This is a genomic window from Rahnella sp. BIGb0236 (assembly GCF_004364755.1).
Classification (GTDB): domain Bacteria; phylum Pseudomonadota; class Gammaproteobacteria; order Enterobacterales; family Enterobacteriaceae; genus Rahnella; species Rahnella victoriana.
In genome coordinates this window covers 482,584-506,990 of the sequence record NZ_SOAO01000001.1, presented here as the reverse complement: position 1 = coordinate 506,990, position 24,407 = coordinate 482,584, and the positions used below count along the sequence as shown (strand labels likewise).

At 47.1% G+C, this 24,407-nt stretch carries 19 protein-coding genes and 3 pseudogenes; 16 read left to right on the top strand and 6 right to left on the bottom strand.

Annotation, left to right across the window (positions count from 1 at the left end; genetic code table 11):
• Positions 1-199: 199 nt before the first annotated feature.
• The 5 genes from EDF78_RS02215 (at position 200) to EDF78_RS02195 (ending at position 7,857) form a co-directional block, all read left to right on the top strand.
• Positions 200-1,285: an ABC transporter ATP-binding protein gene (locus EDF78_RS02215; RefSeq protein ID WP_095925422.1), complete on the top strand. Its 1,086-nt coding sequence runs from the start codon at positions 200-202 to the stop codon at positions 1,283-1,285.
• A 1,350-nt stretch (positions 1,286-2,635) separates the two neighbouring features.
• Entirely contained in the window at positions 2,636-3,262 is a 627-nt protein-coding gene (gene parA / locus EDF78_RS02210; RefSeq protein ID WP_014341720.1) for a ParA family partition ATPase, read from the top strand.
• Entirely contained in the window at positions 3,259-3,468 is a 210-nt protein-coding gene (locus EDF78_RS02205) for a plasmid partition protein ParG (protein ID WP_047607115.1), read from the top strand. The genes parA and EDF78_RS02205 overlap by 4 nt, the downstream gene beginning before the upstream one ends.
• Positions 3,469-4,844: 1,376 nt before the next feature.
• Positions 4,845-5,831, top strand: a complete 987-nt coding sequence (locus EDF78_RS02200) for a replication initiation protein (RefSeq protein WP_119825736.1) — start codon at positions 4,845-4,847, stop codon at positions 5,829-5,831.
• Between the two features lie 391 nt (positions 5,832-6,222).
• Positions 6,223-7,857, top strand: coding sequence for a replication endonuclease (locus EDF78_RS02195; protein WP_243839408.1), 1,635 nt, complete (start codon positions 6,223-6,225; stop codon positions 7,855-7,857).
• 42 nt (positions 7,858-7,899) lie between these two features.
• Here the strand turns inward: EDF78_RS02195 and EDF78_RS02190 are convergent, their stop codons facing one another.
• Genes EDF78_RS02190 through EDF78_RS02180 form a run of 3 tightly spaced genes read right to left on the bottom strand, consistent with a single transcriptional unit; the run spans position 7,900 to position 9,140 of the window.
• On the bottom strand, positions 7,900-8,163 hold the full coding sequence (locus EDF78_RS02190; RefSeq protein WP_133822412.1) for a hypothetical protein: 264 nt from the start codon (positions 8,161-8,163) through the stop codon (positions 7,900-7,902).
• Entirely contained in the window at positions 8,160-8,648 is a 489-nt protein-coding gene (locus EDF78_RS02185) for a DUF2778 domain-containing protein (RefSeq protein WP_120349670.1), read from the bottom strand. The genes EDF78_RS02190 and EDF78_RS02185 overlap by 4 nt, the downstream gene beginning before the upstream one ends.
• Positions 8,649-9,140, bottom strand: a complete 492-nt coding sequence (locus EDF78_RS02180; RefSeq protein ID WP_133822411.1) for an Hcp family type VI secretion system effector — start codon at positions 9,138-9,140, stop codon at positions 8,649-8,651.
• A gap of 210 nt (positions 9,141-9,350) precedes the next feature.
• Between EDF78_RS02180 and EDF78_RS02175 the strand changes: the two genes are divergently transcribed.
• Together EDF78_RS02175 and avs4 are read left to right on the top strand one after the other, a co-directional pair.
• On the top strand, positions 9,351-9,539 hold the full coding sequence (locus tag EDF78_RS02175) for a hypothetical protein (RefSeq protein WP_133822410.1): 189 nt from the start codon (positions 9,351-9,353) through the stop codon (positions 9,537-9,539).
• 524 nt (positions 9,540-10,063) lie between these two features.
• Positions 10,064-14,797 (top strand): AVAST type 4 anti-phage nuclease Avs4, encoded by a 4,734-nt coding sequence (avs4, locus tag EDF78_RS02170; RefSeq protein ID WP_133822409.1) that lies wholly within the window; start codon positions 10,064-10,066, stop codon positions 14,795-14,797.
• Positions 14,798-15,061: 264 nt separating this feature from the next.
• On the opposite strand, the gene EDF78_RS02165 is transcribed toward avs4, so the two are convergent.
• Together EDF78_RS02165 and EDF78_RS02160 are read right to left on the bottom strand one after the other, a co-directional pair.
• Positions 15,062-16,093 carry a phage portal protein gene (locus tag EDF78_RS02165; protein ID WP_133822408.1) on the bottom strand — a complete coding sequence of 344 codons (1,032 nt, stop codon included), beginning with the start codon at positions 16,091-16,093 and terminating at the stop codon, positions 15,062-15,064.
• A 49-nt stretch (positions 16,094-16,142) separates the two neighbouring features.
• Positions 16,143-16,430, bottom strand: a pseudogene (locus EDF78_RS02160) (oxidoreductase); the annotation flags it as partial.
• Positions 16,431-16,574: 144 nt separating this feature from the next.
• Between EDF78_RS02160 and EDF78_RS02155 the strand changes: the two are divergent.
• The 4 genes and pseudogenes from EDF78_RS02155 to EDF78_RS02145 all read left to right on the top strand — a co-directional run bounded on the left by EDF78_RS02155 (position 16,575) and on the right by EDF78_RS02145 (position 18,414).
• A complete protein-coding gene (locus EDF78_RS02155; RefSeq protein WP_133822407.1) occupies positions 16,575-17,426 on the top strand; it encodes a GPO family capsid scaffolding protein in 852 nt (283 codons plus the stop codon).
• 46 nt (positions 17,427-17,472) lie between these two features.
• Positions 17,473-17,598 (top strand): annotated as a pseudogene (locus EDF78_RS25895) (P2 family phage major capsid protein); the annotation flags it as partial.
• A gap of 9 nt (positions 17,599-17,607) precedes the next feature.
• Positions 17,608-18,111 (top strand): annotated as a pseudogene (locus tag EDF78_RS02150) (phage late control D family protein); the annotation flags it as partial.
• Between the two features lie 81 nt (positions 18,112-18,192).
• Complete coding sequence (locus tag EDF78_RS02145) at positions 18,193-18,414, top strand: DNA-binding transcriptional regulator (protein WP_133822406.1); 222 nt, start codon at positions 18,193-18,195, stop codon at positions 18,412-18,414.
• On the opposite strand, the gene EDF78_RS25890 is transcribed toward EDF78_RS02145, so the two are convergent.
• Entirely contained in the window at positions 18,411-18,542 is a 132-nt protein-coding gene (locus tag EDF78_RS25890) for a hypothetical protein (protein WP_279586761.1), read from the bottom strand. The genes EDF78_RS02145 and EDF78_RS25890 overlap by 4 nt on opposite strands.
• A gap of 308 nt (positions 18,543-18,850) precedes the next feature.
• Between EDF78_RS25890 and EDF78_RS02140 the strand changes: the two genes are divergently transcribed.
• The 5 genes from EDF78_RS02140 to EDF78_RS02120 are packed head-to-tail and all read left to right on the top strand — an operon-like array spanning position 18,851 to position 24,391.
• Positions 18,851-20,470 carry an ABC transporter substrate-binding protein gene (locus EDF78_RS02140; protein ID WP_243839416.1) on the top strand — a complete coding sequence of 540 codons (1,620 nt, stop codon included), beginning with the start codon at positions 18,851-18,853 and terminating at the stop codon, positions 20,468-20,470.
• Positions 20,471-20,521: 51 nt separating this feature from the next.
• Positions 20,522-21,481 carry an ABC transporter permease gene (locus EDF78_RS02135; protein ID WP_095925833.1) on the top strand — a complete coding sequence of 320 codons (960 nt, stop codon included), beginning with the start codon at positions 20,522-20,524 and terminating at the stop codon, positions 21,479-21,481.
• On the top strand, positions 21,481-22,428 hold the full coding sequence (opp4C, locus tag EDF78_RS02130) for an oligopeptide ABC transporter permease (protein WP_165772371.1): 948 nt from the start codon (positions 21,481-21,483) through the stop codon (positions 22,426-22,428). The genes EDF78_RS02135 and opp4C overlap by 1 nt, the downstream gene beginning before the upstream one ends.
• Entirely contained in the window at positions 22,425-23,429 is a 1,005-nt protein-coding gene (locus tag EDF78_RS02125; protein ID WP_133822404.1) for an ABC transporter ATP-binding protein, read from the top strand. The genes opp4C and EDF78_RS02125 overlap by 4 nt, the downstream gene beginning before the upstream one ends.
• Positions 23,426-24,391 (top strand): oligopeptide/dipeptide ABC transporter ATP-binding protein, encoded by a 966-nt coding sequence (locus EDF78_RS02120; RefSeq protein ID WP_133822403.1) that lies wholly within the window; start codon positions 23,426-23,428, stop codon positions 24,389-24,391. The genes EDF78_RS02125 and EDF78_RS02120 overlap by 4 nt, the downstream gene beginning before the upstream one ends.
• Positions 24,392-24,407: the final 16 nt, after the last annotated feature.

The following is a 24,407-nucleotide window of genomic DNA, read 5'->3' as shown; positions in this document are numbered from 1 at the left end:
AAAATTCATAAGCCTGTGAGATTTCCCGCAGGCTTATTTTTTACTTCGCTTTGTCAGAAAATGCTTGTTTGCGTCTGAGGCGGGTGGTAAAGATTTTTAATAACACCACACAGACGATCCTTCTCAGGATGTTTTATGCACAAATTGTGCCGGGTCGCGTCCATCCATTTTCGATTATTTTTATCTGCGGAGTGCCGTGATGAGAACGTATGTCAGCTTCAAAAATATCAAGAAGAGTTACGACGGCGACAAACTGGTGGTCAGGAATCTCAATCTTGATGTGCATGAGGGGGAATTTCTGACGCTGCTGGGGCCTTCCGGTTCCGGCAAAACCACCAGCCTGATGATGCTTGCAGGTTTCGAAACGCCGACTCAGGGCGAAATCCTGCTCCGTGACAAACCCTTGCATAATCTGCCACCCCATCAGCGTGATATCGGTATGGTTTTCCAGAACTATGCGCTGTTTCCGCACATGACCGTGGCTGAAAACCTGGCCTTCCCGCTGACCATCCGCCGCCTCAACAAGACGGATATCAAAGAGAAAGTTGATCGCGTGCTGGAAATGGTCAAGCTGAAATCCCTTGCCGATCGCTACCCTGCCCAGATGTCGGGTGGTCAGCAACAGCGTGTTGCCCTTGCACGCGCACTGGTGTTTGAGCCGAAACTGGTCCTGATGGATGAACCGCTTGGTGCACTGGACAAGCAATTGCGCGAGCATATGCAGATGGAAATTAAGCAATTGCACCAGATGCTGGACCTGACGATTGTGTATGTCACACACGATCAAAGTGAAGCCATGACCATGTCTGACCGGGTTGCGGTGTTTAATGATGGCGTGATACAGCAGATGGACAGCCCGAGTGTCATCTATGAAAAACCGGATAATGCGTTTGTCGCACAATTCATCGGCGAGAATAACAGCCTGCTGGCGACCAACAATGCAGCGGAAGGCGATTACTATCGCGCCTCGCTTGATGACGGAACACAACTGCATGCTGTAAAAATCCGGCCAAGTTCACCGGGCAAAAAGATTTTGCTCTCGATTCGTCCTGAACGTATCAGTGTGAATAGCCCTCAGCCGGGGATGGAACATGTTAAAGCCAGAATAAAACAATTTGTTTATCTGGGTGATCATGTGCGCATGATCACTGAGGTCGCTGGTCAGGATAATTTCATGGTCAAACTTTCTGCAGCAGCCATGAAGCCGGAGTGGCAACCGGGCGCTGAAGTGCTTCTTTCCTGGCAACCGGAACATCTGCGAGCACTGGATGTGATCACCCACTGATTTAAATCCTGAAATCCCTGAATTCTGAGATTACCTGCTCTTTGGATTCAGGGATTCTAACATCCTAAAATCATGGCACTACCTCCTGTCATCCCATCATCTTATTATCTTATTATCTTATTATCTTATTATCTTATGATTCTTACATCCTATCATCCTGATATCTTTGTATCTTCTTTCGCTACCCTTCTGGAATCATGTGATTCAATAATCACGAAATCCTTGTACTTAGAATCCTGTAATCACAGGATGAGGTCAGTACAGTACCGCATCTTATCATCCTGTCATCTCAGGATGCCTGCCGGGATTACAGAATCACAGGATAATATCTCAGGATTAAGGAATCATGGTCACCCATCCCTGGATTATGAAATCCTGATCAGAATCCCGTAATCTCAGGATTTTACATCCACAAAAAAACCTATCTGCATGATTATTATAATATAATTACAGGATTACATAATCCCTAAGTGGATACAAAATCCCATAATCCTGAGATTAATTCTGCATCTTATAATCTCAGGATACTTATCATCTGGCAGCCAGCGACTTGTGTACGGGGTTTAGCATACTCATAACTTTAAATCCTGATATCTCCGAATCCTCGAATCAGAGTGGGATTACAGGATTATAAAATCTTTGGATACCTGTGTTATGGAAATCATGAGCCTCCTGTAATTATTAAATCTTGTAAGCTCAGGATTCGGGGATACAGTAATACTCTTCACTGCGTTGCATCAGGATTCCAGGATGATAAGAGTGCTGTAATCCTGATACGTATCCTTATATCTCAGGATTCTGGTAATGGGAGAATCATATAATCACAGAATTACAGGACTAATCTGCACTGGCATCATCGAATCCAAAGAGTCTGGGATTGTAAGATAGAAAGATGGTGAGATGGTGAGATGGTGAGATGGTGAGATGGTGAGATGGTGAGATGGTGAGATGGTGAGATTATAGAATCCGGGGATGAGGACTTACAATGACTCAGCGTTTTTATTTTTCCGCATCTCTTGTGTATGACATAAGCCGATAATGAAAACATCCTGAAATCATAAAATCCCATAATCTTTTCATCCTGCAATCCCTAAATCATGGGAGAAAGAGCGTTCACACTCATAAGATAGAGAAATCACCGAATCGCAGGATTACATAATCATAGGATATTATAATTCAATAATCCTTAAATATTGAAATCCCCGGATGCAAACTTTATAGTAGCACCTCAATCCTGTGATTCATGGATTAGAAAATCTCAGAATCCTGTGATTACACACTTTATGAATCCTGAAATCTTATGATTTTAGAATCCTGTTATCTTCATTGTACACTTCATCAGAGGTTGTCATGGCAGCGAAAATTATTTCTTTCCTGAACGGAAAGGGCGGAGTAGGGAAAACCACGACGTCTATAAACATAGCAACCTGTCTTGCCCGGCAAGGACACAAAGTCGTTATGGTCGACACCGACCCGCAAGGAAGTATCAGTAACTGGTACGACGAAAGCAAATGCCAGTTCGACCTGGCAGAAGCCGCTTCTGAAAAAGAAGTGTATACCGTACGCAAGCAACTGAAAGAATACGATTACGTGGTGATCGATGGGGCAGCCGCAATCTCTGCCATTTCTTCAGCCGCTGTTATGGTCAGTGATTTAGTGCTGATCCCCGTGACACCGTCACCTTTAGATTTCGCGGCCTGTGGCGCTATCCTGGCCGTTGTTGAAGCACGTGAAAACTTACAGCCCGTCATTGCGCGCTTTCTGATCACCAAAAAAGTGGCATCGGCTAAAATGCTTGAAGTATTGAAAGAGTCCATTGCCGATACCGGCGTTCCTGCATTACGTACCGGTACCACCCAGCGCCAGGTGTACATCCGCACAATGATGGATGGGGGAACCGTTTTCGATACAACAGACGGAAACGCGAAGGGCGAGATTGAAATTATGACCAAAGAAATTACGGAGTTGCTGAAATGAAAATGAAACTTGGCCAGCACAGGCAACTGACCACAGCGCTGGAAGCTGTGTCTAAACCGCCAGCATCAGTGAAAAAGTTACAGACCAACATCGATGAAGAGTTACATCGCCGGTTTAAAACCAGCTGCTTCCTGCAGGATCGTGAAATGAAAGACGTCCTGACAGAGTTGATCGAAGCCTGGCTTATCACTAACGAACGCGCCTGATACGTTGATCGCGAGCGGGATCGGGTCTTAACAGACCCGTTTCCGGCGATATCCCGTTAAGATCCCAGCCTGACAAGGCAATCACCCTCGCTTTTCCCTTCCTGAAAAATCTTCTGCGTTGTTAATCAGATCCCAAGATCAAATAGTGTTTTGTTTCTTTTTTAAGTTTAGATCTTTCTCTTTAGAGACGGTTTTTACTTTTTATTATCATAAGGTTACAGCGGGTATTGTGGAGGTTTTTCCTGCGCGAAGTGGAGATCCTTCCTGTTGGATGTGGATCCTTTTCATGTCGTATGTAGAGTCTTTTTCTGTGGATAATTTCTTTACGGATCAATCCATTATCTGCGTGGAGTAATTTCCTGTGGATATCACGATCTCCTCATTGTCTGGCCTCCCGTTTTCGCGATACGACCGCAAATATCATGCCACAACAGGGATTTATCATAAGTGGAATGATTTCCTGATCCTGCCAGTCAGGCCAATATGTGGAACAATTTCCTGTGACAGCGTCACGTCATGTCACTTGTCTCCGATAACGGATCTGGAATCCGTACGGGCAGGGCAGATCCGCATGATTTAGGGTGGCCTGCAAAAGCCTATGTGGAAACTTTTCCTGATCCCGGAAACCCATATGTGGAAACATTATCTGATCCTATTTCGGTCTGATCACTCCCTGTGCTTTTAATTATTATCTATAAATCAATGCATTAAAAATAATGTGACATTGTCACGCACTGATATGTGGAGTGATTTCCTGATCAAAAGAGTTGATATTCAGGGTATCCGGCAGGATGAAAACAGCGATATGGCGTTAAGGTGGAGACATTTCCTGATCCCAGATCCGTATATATGTGGAAAGATTTTCTGAAAGAACGATTGCGGTACATATGTGGAATGATTTCCTGTTTATTTGATCGCCTGCTTCTAAACGTGGAGACATTTTCTGATCCCCGCAGGCGTGATACGTGGAAAGTTTTCCTGTAGATCCGCTCTGGCAGGAAAAACACCGTCCCGGACGAAGTGAGAAGGGGATCACAAAGTGGATTTCGGGCGTTTTTTCACCGGTAGCGATTATATGTGGAGAGATTTTCTGATCCGGGAACGCTGTTGAAGAGAAACTCAGGGGGAATACGGCGCAACGATCCTCCGGCTTTAAAGTGGAGTAATTTCCTGTAAAAAGTCTGACGATCCAGTGTGTTAAAAAAAGGATCCCTGATGGCGCGGAAAACCTTATGTGGAGATTTTTCCTGATCAGACTTTTCGGATCCTTATTTAATTGACTGATTTTAAAGGAGTAAATAACCCTTGTTTTTGCTTTACGACAGCATTTTTTATGTGGAATAATTTACCTACTTTCCACTTATGGATCCTGCTACATGGAACTGAATAAACTCACCGTAGTTCAGGGGAATGATCTTCTTGAAGGCGCTTACAGCGTCACTCTGGACGAAATGCGCCTGCTTAACCTGGCGCTGGCGCAAATTGATAGCAGGAAACCTCAGCCAGATACGCTTTATCGACTTTTCCCTCAGGATTATCAGCGGATCTACGGGGTAAACCCGACAAGCAGCCATCGCCAGTTACGCGAAGCAGCTGAAAGCCTGATGAAAAAGCCGGTCACCATTTACAAACCGGACATCAAAACCGGCAAGGTTCGTACCGTCCAGCTTTCCTGGTTCTCGCGTCTCGAATACGTAAGCAGTGACGATCACAGCGCGGTGGTGCTGCGGTTCGGACAGGACGTTGCGCCGTATCTCTATGAACTTAAAGAGTCTTTTACCAAGCTGAATTTTGCGAACATTGCGAAACTCGACACCCCGTTCTCTGTGCGTCTGTATGGCTGGCTCATCAAAGCTAAGAACCTCTACGGGCGTCGCAGCGGTAAAGCCATAGAAGTGACGCTGGATCTCAACTGGATGCGCGAGAAGGCCGGTCTGGCGGGTAAATACGAGGACTATCGTGACTTCCGCCAGAAACTGCTTGAGCCGACGATCAACCGGATCAACGCCAATACCGATATCTCCGTCGTCTGGGAGCCGGTGAAGCAGGGCAGGACTGTGGTATCCATCAAGTTTGCCTATGTGGATGAATCCGCACCGGAAGCCAGCAAACCGCTGCGTCCGCGCTTACCACGTCGCCCGCGTGCGGTGGCCGGTTCAGCACTGGAAGGCGAGTGGGCGCGCCGCTGTATCACCATCTTCGAAGAGTATCGTGAAAAATTAAGCGCTTACGATGTCGAAGAGAAAGCCACGCTGCCGGATCTGCGTAAGCTTTCTGGCTGGTACAAGATGATTGGTGAGAAGAATAAACAAAAAGAGATCCTCGCCGAAGTCAGTTCACGTAGCAAAAAGACCGCAGCCTGATCGTACGTCATCCCCTTTTAAACGAACGGCGTATCTTCACAGAGATACGCCGTTTTTAATTGGCACGAATCGGAGGGAAGCAGAGGAGGCTGTGACGTTATCTCTTTTACAGTAGGTCCTGCGTGGTTAGTGAGTGCTTACTGGGTGTGATCAGGAAATTATTCCACATTAGCCGTTTTGGCGGCTTTTCCACCTTACTGTTTAAAAGCTATAAGCCATACATTCTGAAAAAGGATCTTTTAAGGCACAAAACCCAGTGCGGAAGCCTGTTTATACCGTATATGCAGGCTTACAATGTAAGTGAGTACTGACACCACCAGCCACTCTTAATCTTTAAATGCCACTATGCACCATCTGCACCGCCATTTAAGCCAGAGGGTTTATCGCAATCATGTCGCGCCTGGTTAATCCGGACTGGTGGTTACGCCAGTTGAAAGGTCAGCGCACCCGCTGGCGTGAATCGTTGCTGATCGCCATCGGCAAGGTTAACCGCGATGCCTCCCCCTATGCCAGTAAGCAGGCCATCCGTGAAGTACGTGCGCGACGCCTGTCGAATCTCGACTACCTGAAAAGCTGCGATCTGGAAAACATCGAAACCGGCGAGCGTTTCAGTCTGATCGACAAAGTGATGGCAAGTATTTCAAACCCTGAAATCCGCCGCATGGAGTTAATGAGCACGATCGCCGGCACCGAAAAATATGCCGCTGCAAATGGCGACGTCGGGATGTTCCTGACCATCACCACGCCTTCTAAATATCACCCGACCCGCATGGTGGGTAAGGGCGATAAAAAGCGCGTTCAGCGAAATCACGCCTGGGACAAAGAAGCTTTTACCCCGAAAGATGCGCAGCGTTATCTGTGCGGGATCTGGAGCAAAATGCGCACCGCGTTCAAGGATAGCGGTCTGTCTGTTTACGGGATGCGCGTTGTCGAGCCTCACCACGATGCGACACCGCACTGGCACATGATGTTATTCACTAAGCCCGCCATGCGTCAGCGGGTGATCGATATCATGCGCAAATACGCCATGAAAGAAGACGGTGACGAGCGCGGGGCGGCAAAGAACCGCTTTGACTGTAAGCACATGAACCGTGGCGGCGCGGCTGGCTATATTGCCAAATACATTGCAAAGAACATCGACGGTTATGCACTGGAAGGCGAGCGCGACCACGAAACCGGCGAGCTGCTGACAGATTCCGCTGCCGCTGTCACCGCCTGGGCTGCTACCTGGCGGATCCCCCAGTTCCATCCTATCGGCCTGCCAACCATGGGTTCATACCGTGAGTGCCGCCGCATCCGTTCCATCAGTCTGACTGAAACCTTTGACGAAGAAGTGGAAGCCGTTCGCGCTGCTGCTGATGCCGGTGATTTTATGGCGTACATGTCAGCCCAGGGCGGGGCAAATGTTTCCCGTGACGACCAGACGGTGCGTGTTGCCCGCCGTGTTGCTAATGAGCTGAACGCATACGATGAGGAAGTGAAAAAGGTTGTGGGTATTTTCGCGCCTCACCTCGGCGACTCCCGTGTTTATGAAACCCGTACAACACAATGGCGGATCGTTTCTTCTGCCGTTGACGTTGAGGTTTTGACCTTAAAAAGCGCCTCCGGCGCGCCTCGGAGTCCTGTCAATAACTGTGGGTTAGGTGGAAAAAAAGAGTACACAAATTTGCGTGATAGCCGCGCTGGGAGCACTACTACGGCGTCCAATTCTGACAACCTGCGAGTTATTGACTGGACAGACACAGCCGCCGTGAGGGCGATTGTGGCGCGTATAAGGGAGGAAACTCCGAGAGTCAGCAAGGCACAGCGAACTTTTGACCCAACAAAAGCCCGGGATGTTGCTCCATCGGCAAGACTGACTGCTGAAGAACGGGCGCGCTTGCCTGAAATTGAGCGAGAATTGATGAAAAGCAACATCACTGCTGTGCGCTGGGAGCTGGAGGCATTAAGCCGCGGAGCTACGTTGAAAGTAGGTGATACAGAAATACATTTCGGAATGGTTGAGGATTGGCCGGAGTTTAGCTAAAGAAACGCCCTGGTGGGCGTAATATGCCAATCGCTGAGTATTTCAGTCTGATGATCCTAAATATCGCCGGATATAAATGCGACACAACAGGATCACCAGAACAGATACTAAGCCTGAGATAATTAGCGATGCATCGACATAAAGGTCTAGCGTTCCCTCTATGTCATGTATTCCCCAAAATTGAGCGAAACCTTCTATCTGTTCACCTGTAACAAAGCTGTCAATCACTTGAGTACTGATGGTCATCAGTACGCAGAACGCCGCAAGGTAGCCCAATGCGGCAAAAAAATACTTAACCCACTTCATCCGAGTGTAACCCTGATCGTACCGTGTGCCTTGAGCGAAGACCCAGGTACACCGATCATTGAGGTACCCAGCAATGCAGTCCGAAGATAATCAAAATCGGATTGTGATGTCATGGTAATACAGCCCTCACTGAGTCCCTGTGGTCCGATTGGATGAAGCCGGAAACTTCCACGTTTAACTCCTTCAATAAAAGTTTCATCGTTTATCTTTCCGTCATCGCGATAGAGTCCAAACCATGTTTCTCTGTCAGTGCCGTAACCATATTTAAGGACAGCATTTCGTATGCCGCCTAAGCGCCCCCCAGATACGCGACTGACAATAAAGTAACGCCCTGTAGGAAGTGGTCCCAGATCAGCGATATTAGTTAATGTCGGGTTATTTCGCCCCACTAACTGGCCGGAGAAGGCAGGGAAATTGCCGACACCAGCACAACTCAGAATTGATGTTTCCATCCCATTTAATACATAGCTACAGGTGATAGCCATTTAAGCTGTCACTCTCTCATTCCAGGCGTCGGCAAAAATTACGTTACCGTCACAATATTTCCATGTGATTTTTTCATAGCGAAGCTCAACACTTTCGTTGTGGTTATGCTTTTCGAAGGCTGGGTTTTTGATATGGTGCATTGTTGGGCAGATTGATACAATTTTGACGCCTTCGAGATACATGTTGAAGTACTCAACTTCCTGACCTGCATCGTTGATTCTGTACCATTTGAATTCGGCAGATTGGAGGGTTTGACCGGTGGCGGTCGCTTTGTAGAGATAAGGGCTGGAACTGTCGAATTCTTTCTCAAAACCTAATGCCGCATGTATACGTGTGCCAGTGATCTTGCCTGTAGCCCCGTCAGTTGGAAGATGAAGAGAGTGGCCGAAACCTTGAATCTCAATTGAACCTTCACGTCCATTAACATCGACAGAACCTTTGATATCTGCTCCGCCGTCATCCTTCAACCATAAATACGCTGGTATAGCCATTGTTAACAACTCCTTATGTTTTGTAGGGAAAACATACACCCAAAAAACCACTTGAACAATATGGACTTATACCGCAAAGCGGGGATTGTCTATTTTGCAGGCAAAGCATTCGGGTGATTGATAATTGCTATTCATAACATTCAGAAATTTATGGAAATCATATCAGAAAAACCTACTATACTGTATAAATACACAGTTAAATGAGGTGGAATGGAAGGATTACAAACGGCAGCATTGTTGGAGAGGATCGCGTTAATTGCCAAGTTAGCCACATCTACAGATTGCGATCATGATGAACGTGAGATGGTTGCCATTTGGATTGCGGAAATGGCGGTAACCGCAAAAGAGGAGTTACTTGCCGTTAACTTTGATGTAAACGGTGCGGGCAAAATCCATTGATTTCGGTGCATAGCTCTCTCAGGAGCTATGCATGCATCACCTGCATGTTTTTGCATGATCCAGAAAGGATCACAAAATGCCTGTTCGCCCCTACTGCTGGGCTTAGGGGCGCTCTTAGTCATGCATTAAAAACAGTGAACCAAGTCCGAAGCGGGCAGGCGGGTAACATTGCGCGCGCCAAGCTGTGATCTGTTAAAAACGGCGCAATCAGTTGCATGTACGCACGTTCTTCCTTTTCTTCAGATTTTGACGCGATTTCATACGAATACAGACTATGCGAGGATTAGGTGATTTTTAATGATAATAGATGAGATATCAGGACGTTCGCTCAGCTTCGTATACAGCGATAACGTCTGCCAATAGGGATTGAATTCTGTAATGGAACGAAGCTACTCTTAGCTTCATTAGCTCATATCGAAGCTGGGCCTTGGAATATTCAGATATTACAGTAAACTCAGTTCCGGAAGAGGTGAGACAACATCGTAAAGCATGCGCTCAAAAGGTTAAAATAAATGGAGTTAACAATGGTAAAACCAGATTGGGATATATTTAAGGCAAAATTCAGCGACAACCCTCAATATCATTTTGAATGGCTTTGCTATTTACTATTTTGTAAAACCTATGAAAGGTCTTACGGAGTATTTAGATATAAAAATCAATCAGCAATTGAAACCAATCCTATTACTCATGAAAATAAACGTATTGGTTTTCAAGCAAAATTCTATGACTCGAGTTTGACAAGGCATAAGCAAGATATTTTAGATACTTTAAAAAAAGCTAAAAGAGACTATCCTGACATTGATGTAATCATTTTTTATTCAAATCAAGAGTGGGGACAAGTTCATTTAAAAGGAAAATCAGCCACTAAAAGTAAAGCATTAATGGATATAGAAAAGGAAGCGCTTAGGCTTAACATTGAACTGCAATGGTGTACTGCTAGTTTCTTTGAGTCCCATTTTGTATGTGTTGACTGCAAAAAAATATCTAAATACTTCTTTCAGATTGAATCAAATTTAATTAATTTTATTAGTTATCTAGATAATCACACAAGCTTAATTTTATCATCAATACAAGAAAAAATAATATATAAAGAGAATGAAATAATATTTAACCGCGGAAGTATTCTCAGTCAACTTGAAAATACTTCTTCATATAAAGTTTCCATCTTAAGCGGCGTAGGTGGAATAGGTAAAACTGTTGAAATAAAAAATCTTTATAATAAAGTAAAAAACACAATTCCAATTTTTGTTTTTAAAGCTTCAGAGTTCGAGATTAATAGGTTAGACGAACTAAGCTACGACGGTGGTAGTATATACGATTTTGCCGAATATTTCGAAGAGAATGAAAATAAGATAATAGTCATTGACTCTGCTGAAAAACTACTAGATTTATCAAATCAGGATCCAATAAAAGAATTTATTTCCCTAATCTCAAATAACGACTGGAAAATAATATTTACCACACGATTAACCTACCTTGATGACTTAAATTTCCTTTGTATTGAAGTATTAGATTCGGAGCCACTAACAATATATATTCCATCAATAGAAATTGATGAGCTAAAATATTTAGCAACTTCGAATTGTTTTCCCTTGCCAAAGGATGATAAATTAATCGACCTGTTGCAGATACCCCTGTATCTTAATGAATACCTGAAGCTATTTAATAGTCACGAATCATTTGATTATGCTAATTTCAAAAATAAACTTTGGAGTACTAAGATAAAGTGCAGAAATATTAAAAGAGAACAAGTTTTCTTGAAATTAGCTTTTGAACGCGCAAGTAAAGGCGTGTTTTTTCTAAAAGCTGATAATGACAGCATTGATGTCATCAATGAATTGGTAGCAGATGGTATTCTCGGTAGCGAGAAAAATACCTATTTCATCGCTCATGACTTATACGAAGAGTGGGCATTAGAAATAAAAATCAATCAAGAGTATAATGTTAAAGTATCAACTTCTAGCTTCTTTATGAATATTGGATCTTCTCTTCCCATAAGAAGGGCATTTAGAAATTGGATGTCAGATCAATTGTCTTCAGATACTAATAGTATAGAAAAGTTTATTGAAGATCTCATTGACGATGAGATGCTCGATTCTTTCTGGAAAGACGAAGTTATTGTTTCTGTATTGCTTTCAAAATATTCTAAAAATTTCTTTGATCTTTTTGATGAGGAGCTTATCACCACTAAACTCGAATTATTCAAAAGAATATGTTTTATGCTGAGAATCGCATGTAAGGAATTTGACAGTCGAGCATTTGAAAATTTAGGGTTGAAGCCTATAGCTAAAACAATTTTACCCTATGGATCGTTATTTACAATGCCTAAAGGAGATGGTTGGAATTCATTGATTGAGTTCTTGTATAGAAAAGTTAATCAACTAAATAAAACTCATGCTAACTATATCCTTCCTATCTTATATGATTGGAACAATAAGCACAAAGAAGGCTATACCACAAGGCTAAGTGCTTTAATTGCATTGAAGTTTTATCAATCGGAAGGATATCGTCGAATATCAAAACCTGACGATGCTCATCATCTTCTATCTACAATTTCATATGGTGCTAAAGAAATAAAAGATGAATTATCAACCATTCTGAATGAGATTGTTACGAAGAAATACGTAAATCATGATTCTCCATATATTGGACTCTCTTATCTAATTCTAACAGAAATGACCGGCTTACATATTGTAAACAACCTGCCAGAGAAGACGCTTTTGCTTGCCAAACTATTTTGGTTGAAAGACTATAGTAACAAGGATGATTCTGTATTCCATGGTCGAGATTCAGAAGAAGAACCTTATGGTGTTACTGACGATTACAAACTAAAATATTATCCTGAAAGTCCTTATCAAACACCTATTATTTTTCTATTAGCCTCAAGCCAAAAAGAAACTATAGATTTCATTATCGAATTTATTAATTCAGTGGCTAACAGCTTTGTCAAATATTATGGCGAGAGCAATTTTTTACAACTCGATGTTCATAACTCGCATTTCAAACGTAAAATTTTTTCAAATGAAATATTTTGGTGCATGTATCGTGGATCTGCTGGGAATGTTCCAAATTTAGTTACCTCTATACTTATGGCACTCGAGAAATATTGCACTGACAGAGGGGAGACTACTTCAGGGAAGACTCTAGAATATTGGTTGTTATATTTACTGGAAAAATCCAATAGTGTTATAATTTATGGATTAGTCAATAGTGTAGTCCTTGCCTTTCCTAATAAGACATACAACATCGCTAAAATATTATTTTCTATAAAGGATTTCATCCTTTACGATAATAGAAGATTTCTTTTAGATCAATCTCTAAAAGGGCAAATTAATAGTACCAATCAACTTATTGGAAAACCTGAAAGTACGGATTTACATGAAATCACAAGGCTACAAGCTTGTGATGATAAACATAGAAAATTGTCGCTTGAGAGCTTGTTTTTTAACTATCAAATCACAAATGTATGTGATCTTACAGAAGAAAAATATCTGTTGCAGCGCGAAGGGTTATGGAAAACACTCGACAATTATTATGCCGAACTTCCAAATCTACAAGATTCAGAAGAAAAAAAACTATGGCGGCTTTGTCTTGCTAGAATTGATATTAGGAAAATGGATCTTTCCACTCAAAGTATTGATGGTCAGACCGTAGTAACTTTTAGTCCTAATCTAGATGATGATATTATGCAGTATTCCCAAACATCATTAAAAAGGGTTAGTGAGGAACTCAAATTTATTCATTTGAATCATTGGGCTAAAGGAAAACTACAAAAAAATGAAATATCAAAAGAGTGCAAGAAATATGATGACAATCCTGGATTGGCTTTCGCCGAAGCAAAAGAGATACTTCGATTATCATCCCATCGAATGGATGATTTTGAGACGAATTTAGATACGTTCAATATTTTAAATATTCATACGCCAATTTATGTTTTCACAACGCTTGTAAAATATTATAAAGATACATTGTCTTCAGAAGATATTGAGTACTGCATATCAAAAATTTTAGAAACCCTTAGCTTGACCTTGCAATCATCATATCAATTTCAGCATGGTTCAGGGGTGGACTACTGTTTTTATGTACTCCCTGATATCATCTCATTTAATCCTACATATTCAGATCAAATAAAAATTATTGTCTTATATTCTCTTTTTAACACTCATCCAATTGGTTTTATGGGAGGGGATTATTTCTATAGTTTCGCTACTAACTACGTGATGCAGTTGTGGACAGAGAATATACAGGATGCACAATCTATACTGTTTTCATACATTAGACTAGTTAGAAAGCGCGCTAATTTAGTTATAGAGATACGAGCAACGGCTTTACATAACCGAATATATCAGCCCGATTTCACGCAAGTTCTAACTCGTTTTTTAAATGAAAATGAAGATGAGATCAACTCTTTTATTAATAATGAAATTCCTTATCCTTTACCAGAGCATATCAAGGATCTTGATCTAGTTGCTATGAATGTTGCATTATCAATGATCCCATCTGGGGCTATGATTAGTTATAAAAATCTTTTTATTGACATTATTAGTTCAGCATTTTCATATTTAGATAAAAAAGATAGTGGTACTGAGTATATAATTAAGGTTAAAATTCTTAGGTGTTACGCTCATTTTATCTTATCTGCTAATGAGAATGACTTAGACGAACTATTACAACCTTTCATAGATGCATTAACACCCTCACAATTTACTGTTGATTGTTTGAATGAAATTGTCCTGACTCAGGATAGATTAGCGAAGCACGATAATTTTTGGTATATATGGAAAAAGTTATTACCTTCATTGGAAATTTTAATTAATGATTTTCACTATAATTATCGTATAGGGGAAATCATAAAAGCTTATTTATTCGTTCAACGCTGGAAAGACAGTGCTAAATCATGGCATACCTTCGAACCTAGAGATAAACGATTTTTTAAAATTGTCAGTGACAAATTTGGACAACATCCCGCTACTTTATTAGCTCTCGCTAAATTATTCAGCGACATAGGTAGTGAATACCTAGATGATGGTTTATATTGGCTAGCAACAATTATTGACAGCAACCCTTCTTTGCAGGAGTTGAATATAGAAAACAATACTTTATTTTATCTAGATAAAAATATTAAATTCTATCTTTATGAAAATAAGGAAAAAGTCAAGAAATCAGCGGAATTAAAAAAATGCACATTAACGATTTTAAAATTCTTAATTGATAAAGGTGAAGTTTCTGCATATATGTTAAGGGAAAGTATCATCTAAGAAGATTACTCGTCTGGTTACTGGTAATTCTAAGTAATAAAAATCATTATATAAGGGCTGCTGCCGCAGCCCTACGAACTAAGCTCATAGAAATTGGCAAGGTAGACCTGCGCTGAAATAAGTAGAACTTGTATTCCTAACTCCCTGTTTTTGCTATTTATTTGTTGCTGGGTTACTAGTTGAATAATGACTAAATTTCCCGTTCGTAGCTGATTTGGACAGCTAAGATGGTGAGTTTAGCTCAATATCGCAGTGTTAAAAGTCCTAATCCGGCGTAAGTTCATAAGAAGTAAACCTAATCACCTCCTCCCCAAACCACGCATTCAGCTCCTTAAACCGCTCCTGCAATGGCGTCAGTTCGTTCCGGACAAATACCTGTGACGCCTTCACTGAATCGCCAAACCCGCCACTGTTCTCTGGAATGATCCCCATCATCTGCGGCGGCACACGATGCGCACAAAGTAAATCGTTCTGGCTGGCTTTCTTGATATTGAAGAAATCGTCTTTCGTCGCGACTTCACTCAGCGGCAAAATTTTGATCCCGTCCGGTTTACCGTTCGGCGCGTACATAAACAGGTTGCGGAAATTCCCCAGCCCTTTTGTGTCCCGCATCGCTTTGCGCATCTGATCGATGTCTGAGCTGCTTTGCGCCGCGTCGGTCATATACAGGATATATCCGGCGTGCGCGCCGTTCTGGTAGTACTTACGGCGGAACAGGGTCGCGGCCTCATTAAGCCAGGCTGAGTTCAGCGCGCTGAGATATTCCGGCAGGCCGTATAGCTCCTGATTAATGTCCGGTTCAATAAGATGAAACACGCTGCCGGTTTCGAACTGATGCGCTTCTTTCCATTGCTGCACAAACCAGTAGGTGTCTGGCTCAACCCCGCGTCGTGCATATTTGGCGGGGACGGTTTTCATGACCACGGCGTCGCCGAGTTGGTTGCGGATCACTTCTAAAAACGCAGTCCCGAACACCAGATAATCCAGGGCGAACCGGCTGAATTCCTGCTGTGATAACAGCGGGTGCGGGACAAAGGTCGAGGCCAGAATGTTACGTTTCACATACAGTGATGAGCTGTGATGCACCGCTGCCCGCAGCGTGCGAGCCAGCCCGTCAAAGCTGACCGGCGGCTCATACCACTGGCCGTTTCCCGTGCATTCGATGTAATCCAGAATTTCACGGCGGTCTAATACCGGCGTCGGGTCGCCAAAGCTGAACGCCTCCGCGCCGCCGTTCTGCTGCGTAGTGGCGGTGACTGTGCTTTGTGCCGCTTTGCGGAATTTGCGCTTACTCATATTAGTAAAACTCCAGAATGTTAGGGCTTTGGCCGCCGCTGGCGGCGGTCACCCTTGCCAGGCGTTCCATTAACCGGCCTAACGCCTCCATTTCCTTGTAATCCGCATTCCCTTTGACGTCTTTGACCGTGAGCTGGATCAGCCGCGCTTCCAGGCTGGATTCAACGCGGGAAATCGGCGCGGCGTTCTCCCACGCATCGCGCGTTTTCCAGCTCTGCACCGTCGGTATTTTTTGGGTCAGCGTCTCTGCAATCTGGCGAACGGAAAAACCCTGCCAGTAAAGCAGTGCCGCCTGTCGCCGTGGGTCGCTGATGAGGATTGAGTTTGTCATTTTCATGACTGCCACGTTAACGAGCGGACTGCTGATTTTCCTGCTGTCCACGTTGTGCCATGGAGCATCAACCCGCATCGGCTGGCGGTGTCGGGCGTGTGTCTGGAAACTTGGATTTCTCAGAAGCACACACCGACTGGAGTCATAAACATGGCAACAAAAGCGAAGCGTTTTCGCATCTGTACCGAAGGGGCGACCACCGACGGCCGCGAAATTACCCGCGACTGGATTGAACAGATGGCCGCGACCTATGACCCGAAGGTCTATGGCGCACGCATCAACATGGAGCACATCAAGGGCTATTTCCCTGACAGTGCGTTTCGTATGTACGGCGATGTCACCGGCGTTTACGCCGAAGAAGTGGCTGACGGTGCGCTGAAAGGCAAGCTGGCACTGTATGCCGATATCGACCCGACGCCGGATTTAGTCTCAATGGTGAATGCCCGCCAGAAGGTTTACACCTCCATCGAAGTGAACCCCTCGTTTTCCGACACCGGCAAAGCCTATCTGATCGGCCTGGCCGTGACCGACAGCCCCGCAAGCCTCGGCACCGAGTACCTGCAATTCAGCGCGCAGGCACAGCAGAACCCACTGGCAAGCCGTAAGCAAAGTGCAGAAAACCTCTTTACCGCCGCCGAAGAAACGGCGTTCGAGTTTGTGGAAGAAACACCGGCTGCGCCGTCGCTGTTCTCCCGCGTGAAACAACTGCTTTCCAGCAAATCGGCCTCGGATGATGCCCGCTTTAAAGACGTCCATGACGCCGTGGAAGTGGTGGTAGAACACGTCGAAACCGGCCTGCAAGCCACTGATGAAAAGCTGTCCGCGCTGGAGGGCACCGTGACGGAACGTCTGAACGCGCTGGAGAAATCGGCGAAAGACGATCGCGAACAGTTCAGCACGCTGAAAGGCAAGCTGGAGAAATCCGCGCCGCAGAACTACACGCAGCGTCCCGTTTCAAGCGGCGGCGGCAAGGGTGATGCAGCCAATTTCACCGACTGCTAAGCACGATATCCGCTATTAACCCGTTAACCAATTTGGAAAAAAACGCATGAAACAAACTACACGTTTTCAATTTAACGCCTTCCTGTCCCGTATTGCTGAGCTGAACTCGGTGGACACCGGCGACCTGAATAAAAAATTCAGCGTGGAGCCGTCGGTGACGCAGACGCTGATGACCCGCGTGCAGGGAGCCTATACCGGCGTATCGGCAAGCTGGTTGCATACCAAAGACCCGAAGCCGAAAAAGGTGAAGGTTCAGCGGAAAAAGAAAGTACAGTACCTGCGCGCCCTGCAACATCCGAAGGCAAAGAAGACCAGCGCGAAGGTGCAGAAAACGCCGGAGGCTAAAGAAGGAGATTATCTGGCGGGCAGCGATGAAAACGTGTTTAACCTAACCACCATCTACGCCACGCAAAAGGCCGCCATGCGGGCAGCTCAGGCGAAGTGGGACAAACTCCAGCGCGGTGTCGCGGAGTTCTCGATCTCCCTGGCTCGCGGACGGGCTGACTTATTCCCGGAGACGCCGGTGGCGGTGTCCGGATTCAAATCCGTGATCGACGCGCAGCCCTGGATAATCAGCAAGGTGACACACAGCCTGGGCGGCAGCGGCTTTGTGACGACGTTGAATCTTGAGGTGTTGCTGTCGGATGTGAGTTATGAGGCGACGGAAAGCGACGGTGCTGAATAAGCTGAATGTGTAAATCACTGTAATGTCAGATGTATGTTTACAATGATTGCATCTGATTAAAATGATTACATGGTGATTATTATGATGCACTGCCCGAAATGCCAACACGCAGCACACGCCCGTTCCAGCCGTTATCTGAGCCTTAACACCAAAGAACGTTATCACCAGTGTCAGAATATCAATTGCAGTTGCACGTTTAAAACCCATGAGTCTATTGCTGACATTATTGTTGAACCCGGAACGGTACATGCTGTTCTGTTGCATCCTGACAAGCATCAGCAGCAATCTCTTCAAATGCATTAAACAAGAAACCCGCCGACGATGGCGGGTTTTTTTATCCTGTTGCAAAGTCCCAGCACTTCATCAATGATCACCGGCTGTGATTGCGCGGTCAGGGTAAAAGGTGAGGGGGAGGCAAAATACATCGCCATTCCATCGCCACCTTCAAAAGTGAGCTTTGAGGCCAGTTACACATAAATCGAATAAGCATATGATTTTTATGTATTTAATTTTATGAATTACAGCTTTAAGAAATAACTAATAACTATAAGCCATATTTTTTCGTTGTTAGACAAGGCCGGATCGCAACCTTACTCTTCGTCATGTTTTGTAAATTCATTGCACACTTACTGATGAGGGATGTCACTTGGCTACGTTACTCACTTCTGCCTCCGGGCGGCTTGCGCATCGCGCCCGTCGCGCGGTCTCTTTTAAGACAGCATTACTGGCCAGCGCCGTGATGTTTTCTGCACATACTTTTGCGGATGACGTGCTGAAAGAAGGCATCACACCTGCGACGGATGCCAGTCAGGTGCCTGCGGCAGCAAAATCACGAACGGATACCGTGATCGCCGGGATCTCCGAACCACAGGGTATTTTTAACCCTTACTTCTTTGTGAATGGCTGGGATGAAAACGTCACTAACGTGATTTTTGCCCGTCTGATCGACTGGGACAGCCAGGGAAAACTGGTGCCAGGACTGGCAGATAGCTGGACCGTCAGCCCGGACGGTAAAACCTATACCATCAAATTACGTTCTGGCCTGAAATTCAGTGACGGCTCACCGCTGACTGCTGAAGACGTCGCTTTTACCCTGACGGTGTTGTATGACCCGAAATACGATGGCGACACCGATATCACGCTGGCACACATTGCTGGTGGTGACGAATACAAACAAGGCAAAGCCGACAGCGTCAGCGGCCTGAAAGTCATCGACCCGCTGACGTTGCAGGTTACCACCACACAACCGGGCGCCACCACGTTGCAGAAAATCGGCGGTCCGGTGCTGTCGAAAGCCTATTACGGCAAAGGCTATCAGCGCGGCAATCTGGATTATTTGCGTACGTTGCATGGCAAACCGCTCGGTAACGGCCCGTATGTCTACGACAAGTACATTCCGGGGCAGGAGATCCGCTTCCACGCCAATCCAAACTATTACCGTGGCGTGCCACCGACTCCGCGTTTTATCTATCGCGTGACCAATCCGTCGACCAACTTCCAGTTATTCCAGACCGGTGATACCGATTATGACGCCTTTACCTCACGTCCGGACGATATCGAACAGCTGAAAATGCTCGGTTTTGCCAACATCAACCTGTACGGATCCAGCGATTACAGCAAGATTGAATTTAACGTCCGGCGTCCGGCTTTGCAGGATGTGAAAGTGCGTCAGGCGCTGATCTACGGTCTGGATCGCCAGAAGCTGATCGACGTGGTGTATCAGGGTTACGGCACTGTGGCGATTGAGCCGATCGCGCCGATCTCCTGGGCTTATAACACCGACGGCGTGAACCCGTACACGTTTGATCCGGCGAAGGCCAATAAATTACTCGATGAAGCGGGCTGGAAAACGGGCGGAGACGGGATCCGTGTGAAAGACGGTAAACGTCTGGAACTGACGCTGCTGGTCAGCAAAAAAGTGCTCAACGACGCGCTGATCCCGATCGCCAAAGAAGACTACCAGAAAATCGGCGTGCTGCTGAAACCGCAGGTTGTGGACTTCAACGCGCTGATGTCGCAACGCAAAGCGGGGAACTACGATCTGGCGTCTTTCAGCACCAGTACGCTTAACGATCCGCATGATGGCGTATGGGATTACTACAGCACAGAGTCTGCGGAATCCGGCTACAACAATCCTGAAGTGGATAAGCTGATCAACGAAGGCAACGCCACGCTGGATATCGAAAAACGTAAGCCGATTTATCATGAGCTGTACAAAGTGCTGGCGAACGATCCTCCGGTGATCCTGCTGGGTAACCGCAAAATTCTTTCGGCCAGCAGCGCCCGCGTGACCGGTTTTAAACCGGATATTTATAACGGCCTGACCGGCAGTCTGCCGGACGTCAAAATCGTAAAATAATCAGAAATCACGTTGCTGCCGGTCTTCACCGGCAGCTTCAATGAGAAAGTCATGAGAAATTTTATTCTGCGTCGTTTACTGCAAACCATCCCGATGTTGTTCCTCGCTTCATTGCTTATCTTCATGCTGTTTGCCAAAACGCCGGGCGATTTTATCGACGGCAATATTACGCTCACTGCACAGCGTGCCGCCGAACTGAAAGCCTTGTACGGTCTGGATCAGCCGCTGCTGAGCCGTTATCTGCGCTGGCTGGGCAACCTGTTGCAGGGTGATCTGGGTTTTTCGCTGCAATATCAGATCCCGGTCAGTCAGTTGCTGAATCAGTACATCTGGAATTCCTTCCTGCTCGCGACCATTGCGATGGTGTTGTACTGGGGGATCGCACTGGCGGTGGGCATTGTCTCGGCGATGAAACCCTATTCCCTGTTCGATCATGTGGTCAGCGTGGTGATCTTCGCCGCCATGTCCTTTCCGACGTTTTTCCTGTGTCTGCTGCTGATCAAATGGTTTGCCGTGGATCTGCACTGGTTGCCGGTGGGCGGGATGACCAATACCGGCAGTGACGCGACCGGCTGGGCCTGGGTGATGCAGGTGGCCGCGCATCTGGTGTTGCCGGTGGTTGCGCTGGTGATGTTACAGGCGGGCAGCCTGACACGATATTTTCGCGCCAGCATGCTGGATGTGGTGCGCATGGATTTCATCCGTACCGCACGGGCGAAGGGCCTGCGGGAACGTACTGTCATCCTCAAACACGCGCTGCGAAATGCCTTGTTGCCGATTATCACGTTGCTGGGGTTTGAGTTGCCGGGGCTGTTCTCCGGGGCGCTGATCACCGAGAAAGTCTTTAACTGGCCGGGTGCGGGGCACATTCATATTGATTCGCTGGCGGCGCGTGATTACCCGGTTCTGATGGGGTTCACCCTGTTTCTGGCGGTATTAACCATTCTTGGCAACCTGATTGCTGATGTGTTGTATGCGTGGGCGGACCCGCGCATTCGGGTGAGGTCGTGATGTTTGGTTCTTTATTTTCAACCAACCGCCGGCTGCGCGAAGCGCAAATACCGGCGATGGCACACGTGACGCCGTCACCTCTACGGCAGGCATGGCGTTCGTTACGCCAGAACCGGCTGGCGATGTTTTGCCTCATTTTGCTGCTGGTGATGGCGGTGTGGTGCATTGTCGGGCCGTTTTATTCGCCGTGGCGCGATGATGCCACCGATGCGCTGATGATCAACAAAGCGCCAAATGCGGAGCACTGGCTGGGTACCGACTTCCTCGGCCGTGATGTCTATACGCGGCTGCTGCTGGCGGGACGCATCTCACTGATTATCGGCATGCTGACCATGTTGTTGTCCGTGACGCTTGGCTATCTGATGGGCGCGGTGTCCGGCTATCTCGGGGGCATCACCGATAAAATCATTATGCGATTTGCCGATCTGGTGATGACCATTCCGAGCCTGCCGCTGCTGATCGTGATGGGGGCAATGTTGTCTGAACTGGATTTCTCACCGGACTCCCGGGTGTACATGGTGATCGTGATGCTCAGTCTGCTGGAGTGGCCGAAACTGGCGCGCCTGGTGCGCGGGCAGATCCTCTCCCTGCGCGAACGTGATTTTATGCTGGCGACCCGGGTTCTCGGGCTGTCCTCGCGGCGTCGCCTGTTCGGACATCTGCTGCCAAATACCGTGCCGATTCTGGTGGTCATGGCCACGATGGCGGTGGCGAACGCCATCCTCAGCGAATCCGCCCTCAGTTATCTCGGGCTGGGCGTGGTGCCACCGACCCCGTCATGGGGAAACATGATGGATGCCGCCAACAGCCTGATCGATTTCCAGCGCCGTCCGTGGTTATGGATGCCACCGGGCGTGGCGATTTTTATTACGGTGATTGCCATTAACGTGCTGGGCGATGGCCTGCGTGACGCGCTCGATCCCAAAATGAAACGGAGCAAAAAATGACGCAACCGTTGATCCGTTTTAATCAGCTTTCCCTTTCCTTCGCCAGCGATCAGGGCCGTGTCCGCGCCGTGCAGGATGTCACCTTTGACGTTCAGGCCGGGCAAACCGTCGGGGTTGTCGGCGAATCTGGCTGTGGCAAAAGTGTCACGGCAATGTCGCTGATGGGATTATTACCCCCGCAGGCCGCCCGTATTGATGGCGGTGAAATCCTGTTTCAGGGACGTGACCTGCTTACACTGCGCCCATCCCGGATGGCGGATTTGCGCGGTAACCAGCTGGCGATGATTTTTCAGGAGCCGATGACGGCGCTCAATCCGGTGCTGACCATTGGCGAACAGCTGGTCGAGCCGCTGATCCGCCACCGCGGTGAATCCGCGAAAGCCGCGTGGTCGCATGCGACGCAGATGATCACGGAAGTCGGGCTGGCGCGCGCAGAAAGCCTGATGACCAGTTATCCGCACCAGCTTTCCGGCGGGATGTTGCAGCGCATCATGATCGCGATGGCGCTGAGCTGTAAGCCGCAGTTACTGATTGCGGACGAGCCGACCACCGCACTGGATGTCACCGTGCAGGCGCAAATCTTGCGTTTACTGCGTGACCAGGCGCAGCAACATCATATGGCGCTGATGCTGATCACCCACGATTTGGGGGTGATCGCACAGATGGCGGACCACGTGGTGGTGATGTACGCCGGTAAGATTGTCGAGCAGGGTGCGACAGCGGAAGTGCTGCGCAACCCGCTGCATCCCTATACTCAGGGGCTTATCGCCTCCAGACCGACCCCCGGAGAACGCCGTCGCCGCTTATATTCCATCCCCGGTCAGGTACCGGATCTGGCCGCGCTGCCGCCGTACTGTGCGTTTACCGAACGTTGTGCCCGCGCCACCGACCGGTGCCGTCAGGGGATCCCGCCGCTGGAAGGGCAATACCGACAGGCGGCGTGTTTTTACAGCGGACTGAGTCCGGCGGGTGAGATCAATGACAGGGAATTACAGCCATGAACGCTGACTATCTGATTGAAGTGGACGGCCTGAAAAAGTATTTCCCGATCCGCGACGGCGTGTTCGGACAGGAAACCGGACAACTGCGTGCCGTGGATGGCGTCAGTTTTAACATCCGCAAAGGCACCATATTCGGGCTGGTGGGCGAATCCGGCAGCGGGAAAACCACCGTCGGGCGCACGCTGCTGGGGCTGTATGACAAAACGGCGGGCAGGGTGATGTTTCGCGGTGAAGACCTGCATGGCCTGAAGCCGAAACAACTGAAAGCATTGCGTCCGAAAATCCAGCTGGTGTTTCAGGATCCGTACAGTTCGCTGAACCCGCGTATCCGCATTGGCGATGCCATCGGCGAAGCGATGCTGGAACACAAGCTGTGTACGCGGGCGCAGCTCCACGGCAAAGTGACGGAAGTGATGAAGATCTGCGGCCTGTCGCCGCTGCATTACAACCGCTTTCCCCATGAGTTTTCCGGCGGACAGCGCCAGCGTATCGGCATTGCCCGTGCGCTGATCCTGCAACCAGATTTTATTATTGCGGACGAACCGATTTCCGCGCTGGATGTGTCGATCCAGGCGCAAATCATCAATTTGTTCTCGGATTTACGTGACGATCATGGCGTGACATTTCTGTTTATCTCGCACGATCTCGGCGTGGTGGAGCATCTTTGTGATGACGTGGCGGTGATGTATCTCGGCCAGTTAGTGGAAACGGCCAGCCGCGATGAGTTATTCCAACGGCCCCTGCATCCGTATACGCAGGCGCTGCTGGCGGCGGTACCCACGCTGGATCCTGACAGTGAACCGGTGGCGATGGTCAGCGGGGAAATCCCGGATCCGTCAAAACCGCCTGCCGGATGCCGGTTCCACACCCGTTGTCCTCAGGCCACGGCGCGCTGTCGGGCGGAAATCCCGTTACTGCGTGATATTGAACCCGGGCACCGCGTCGCCTGTCATCTGGTTTAACCCCTCACCGCCGGAT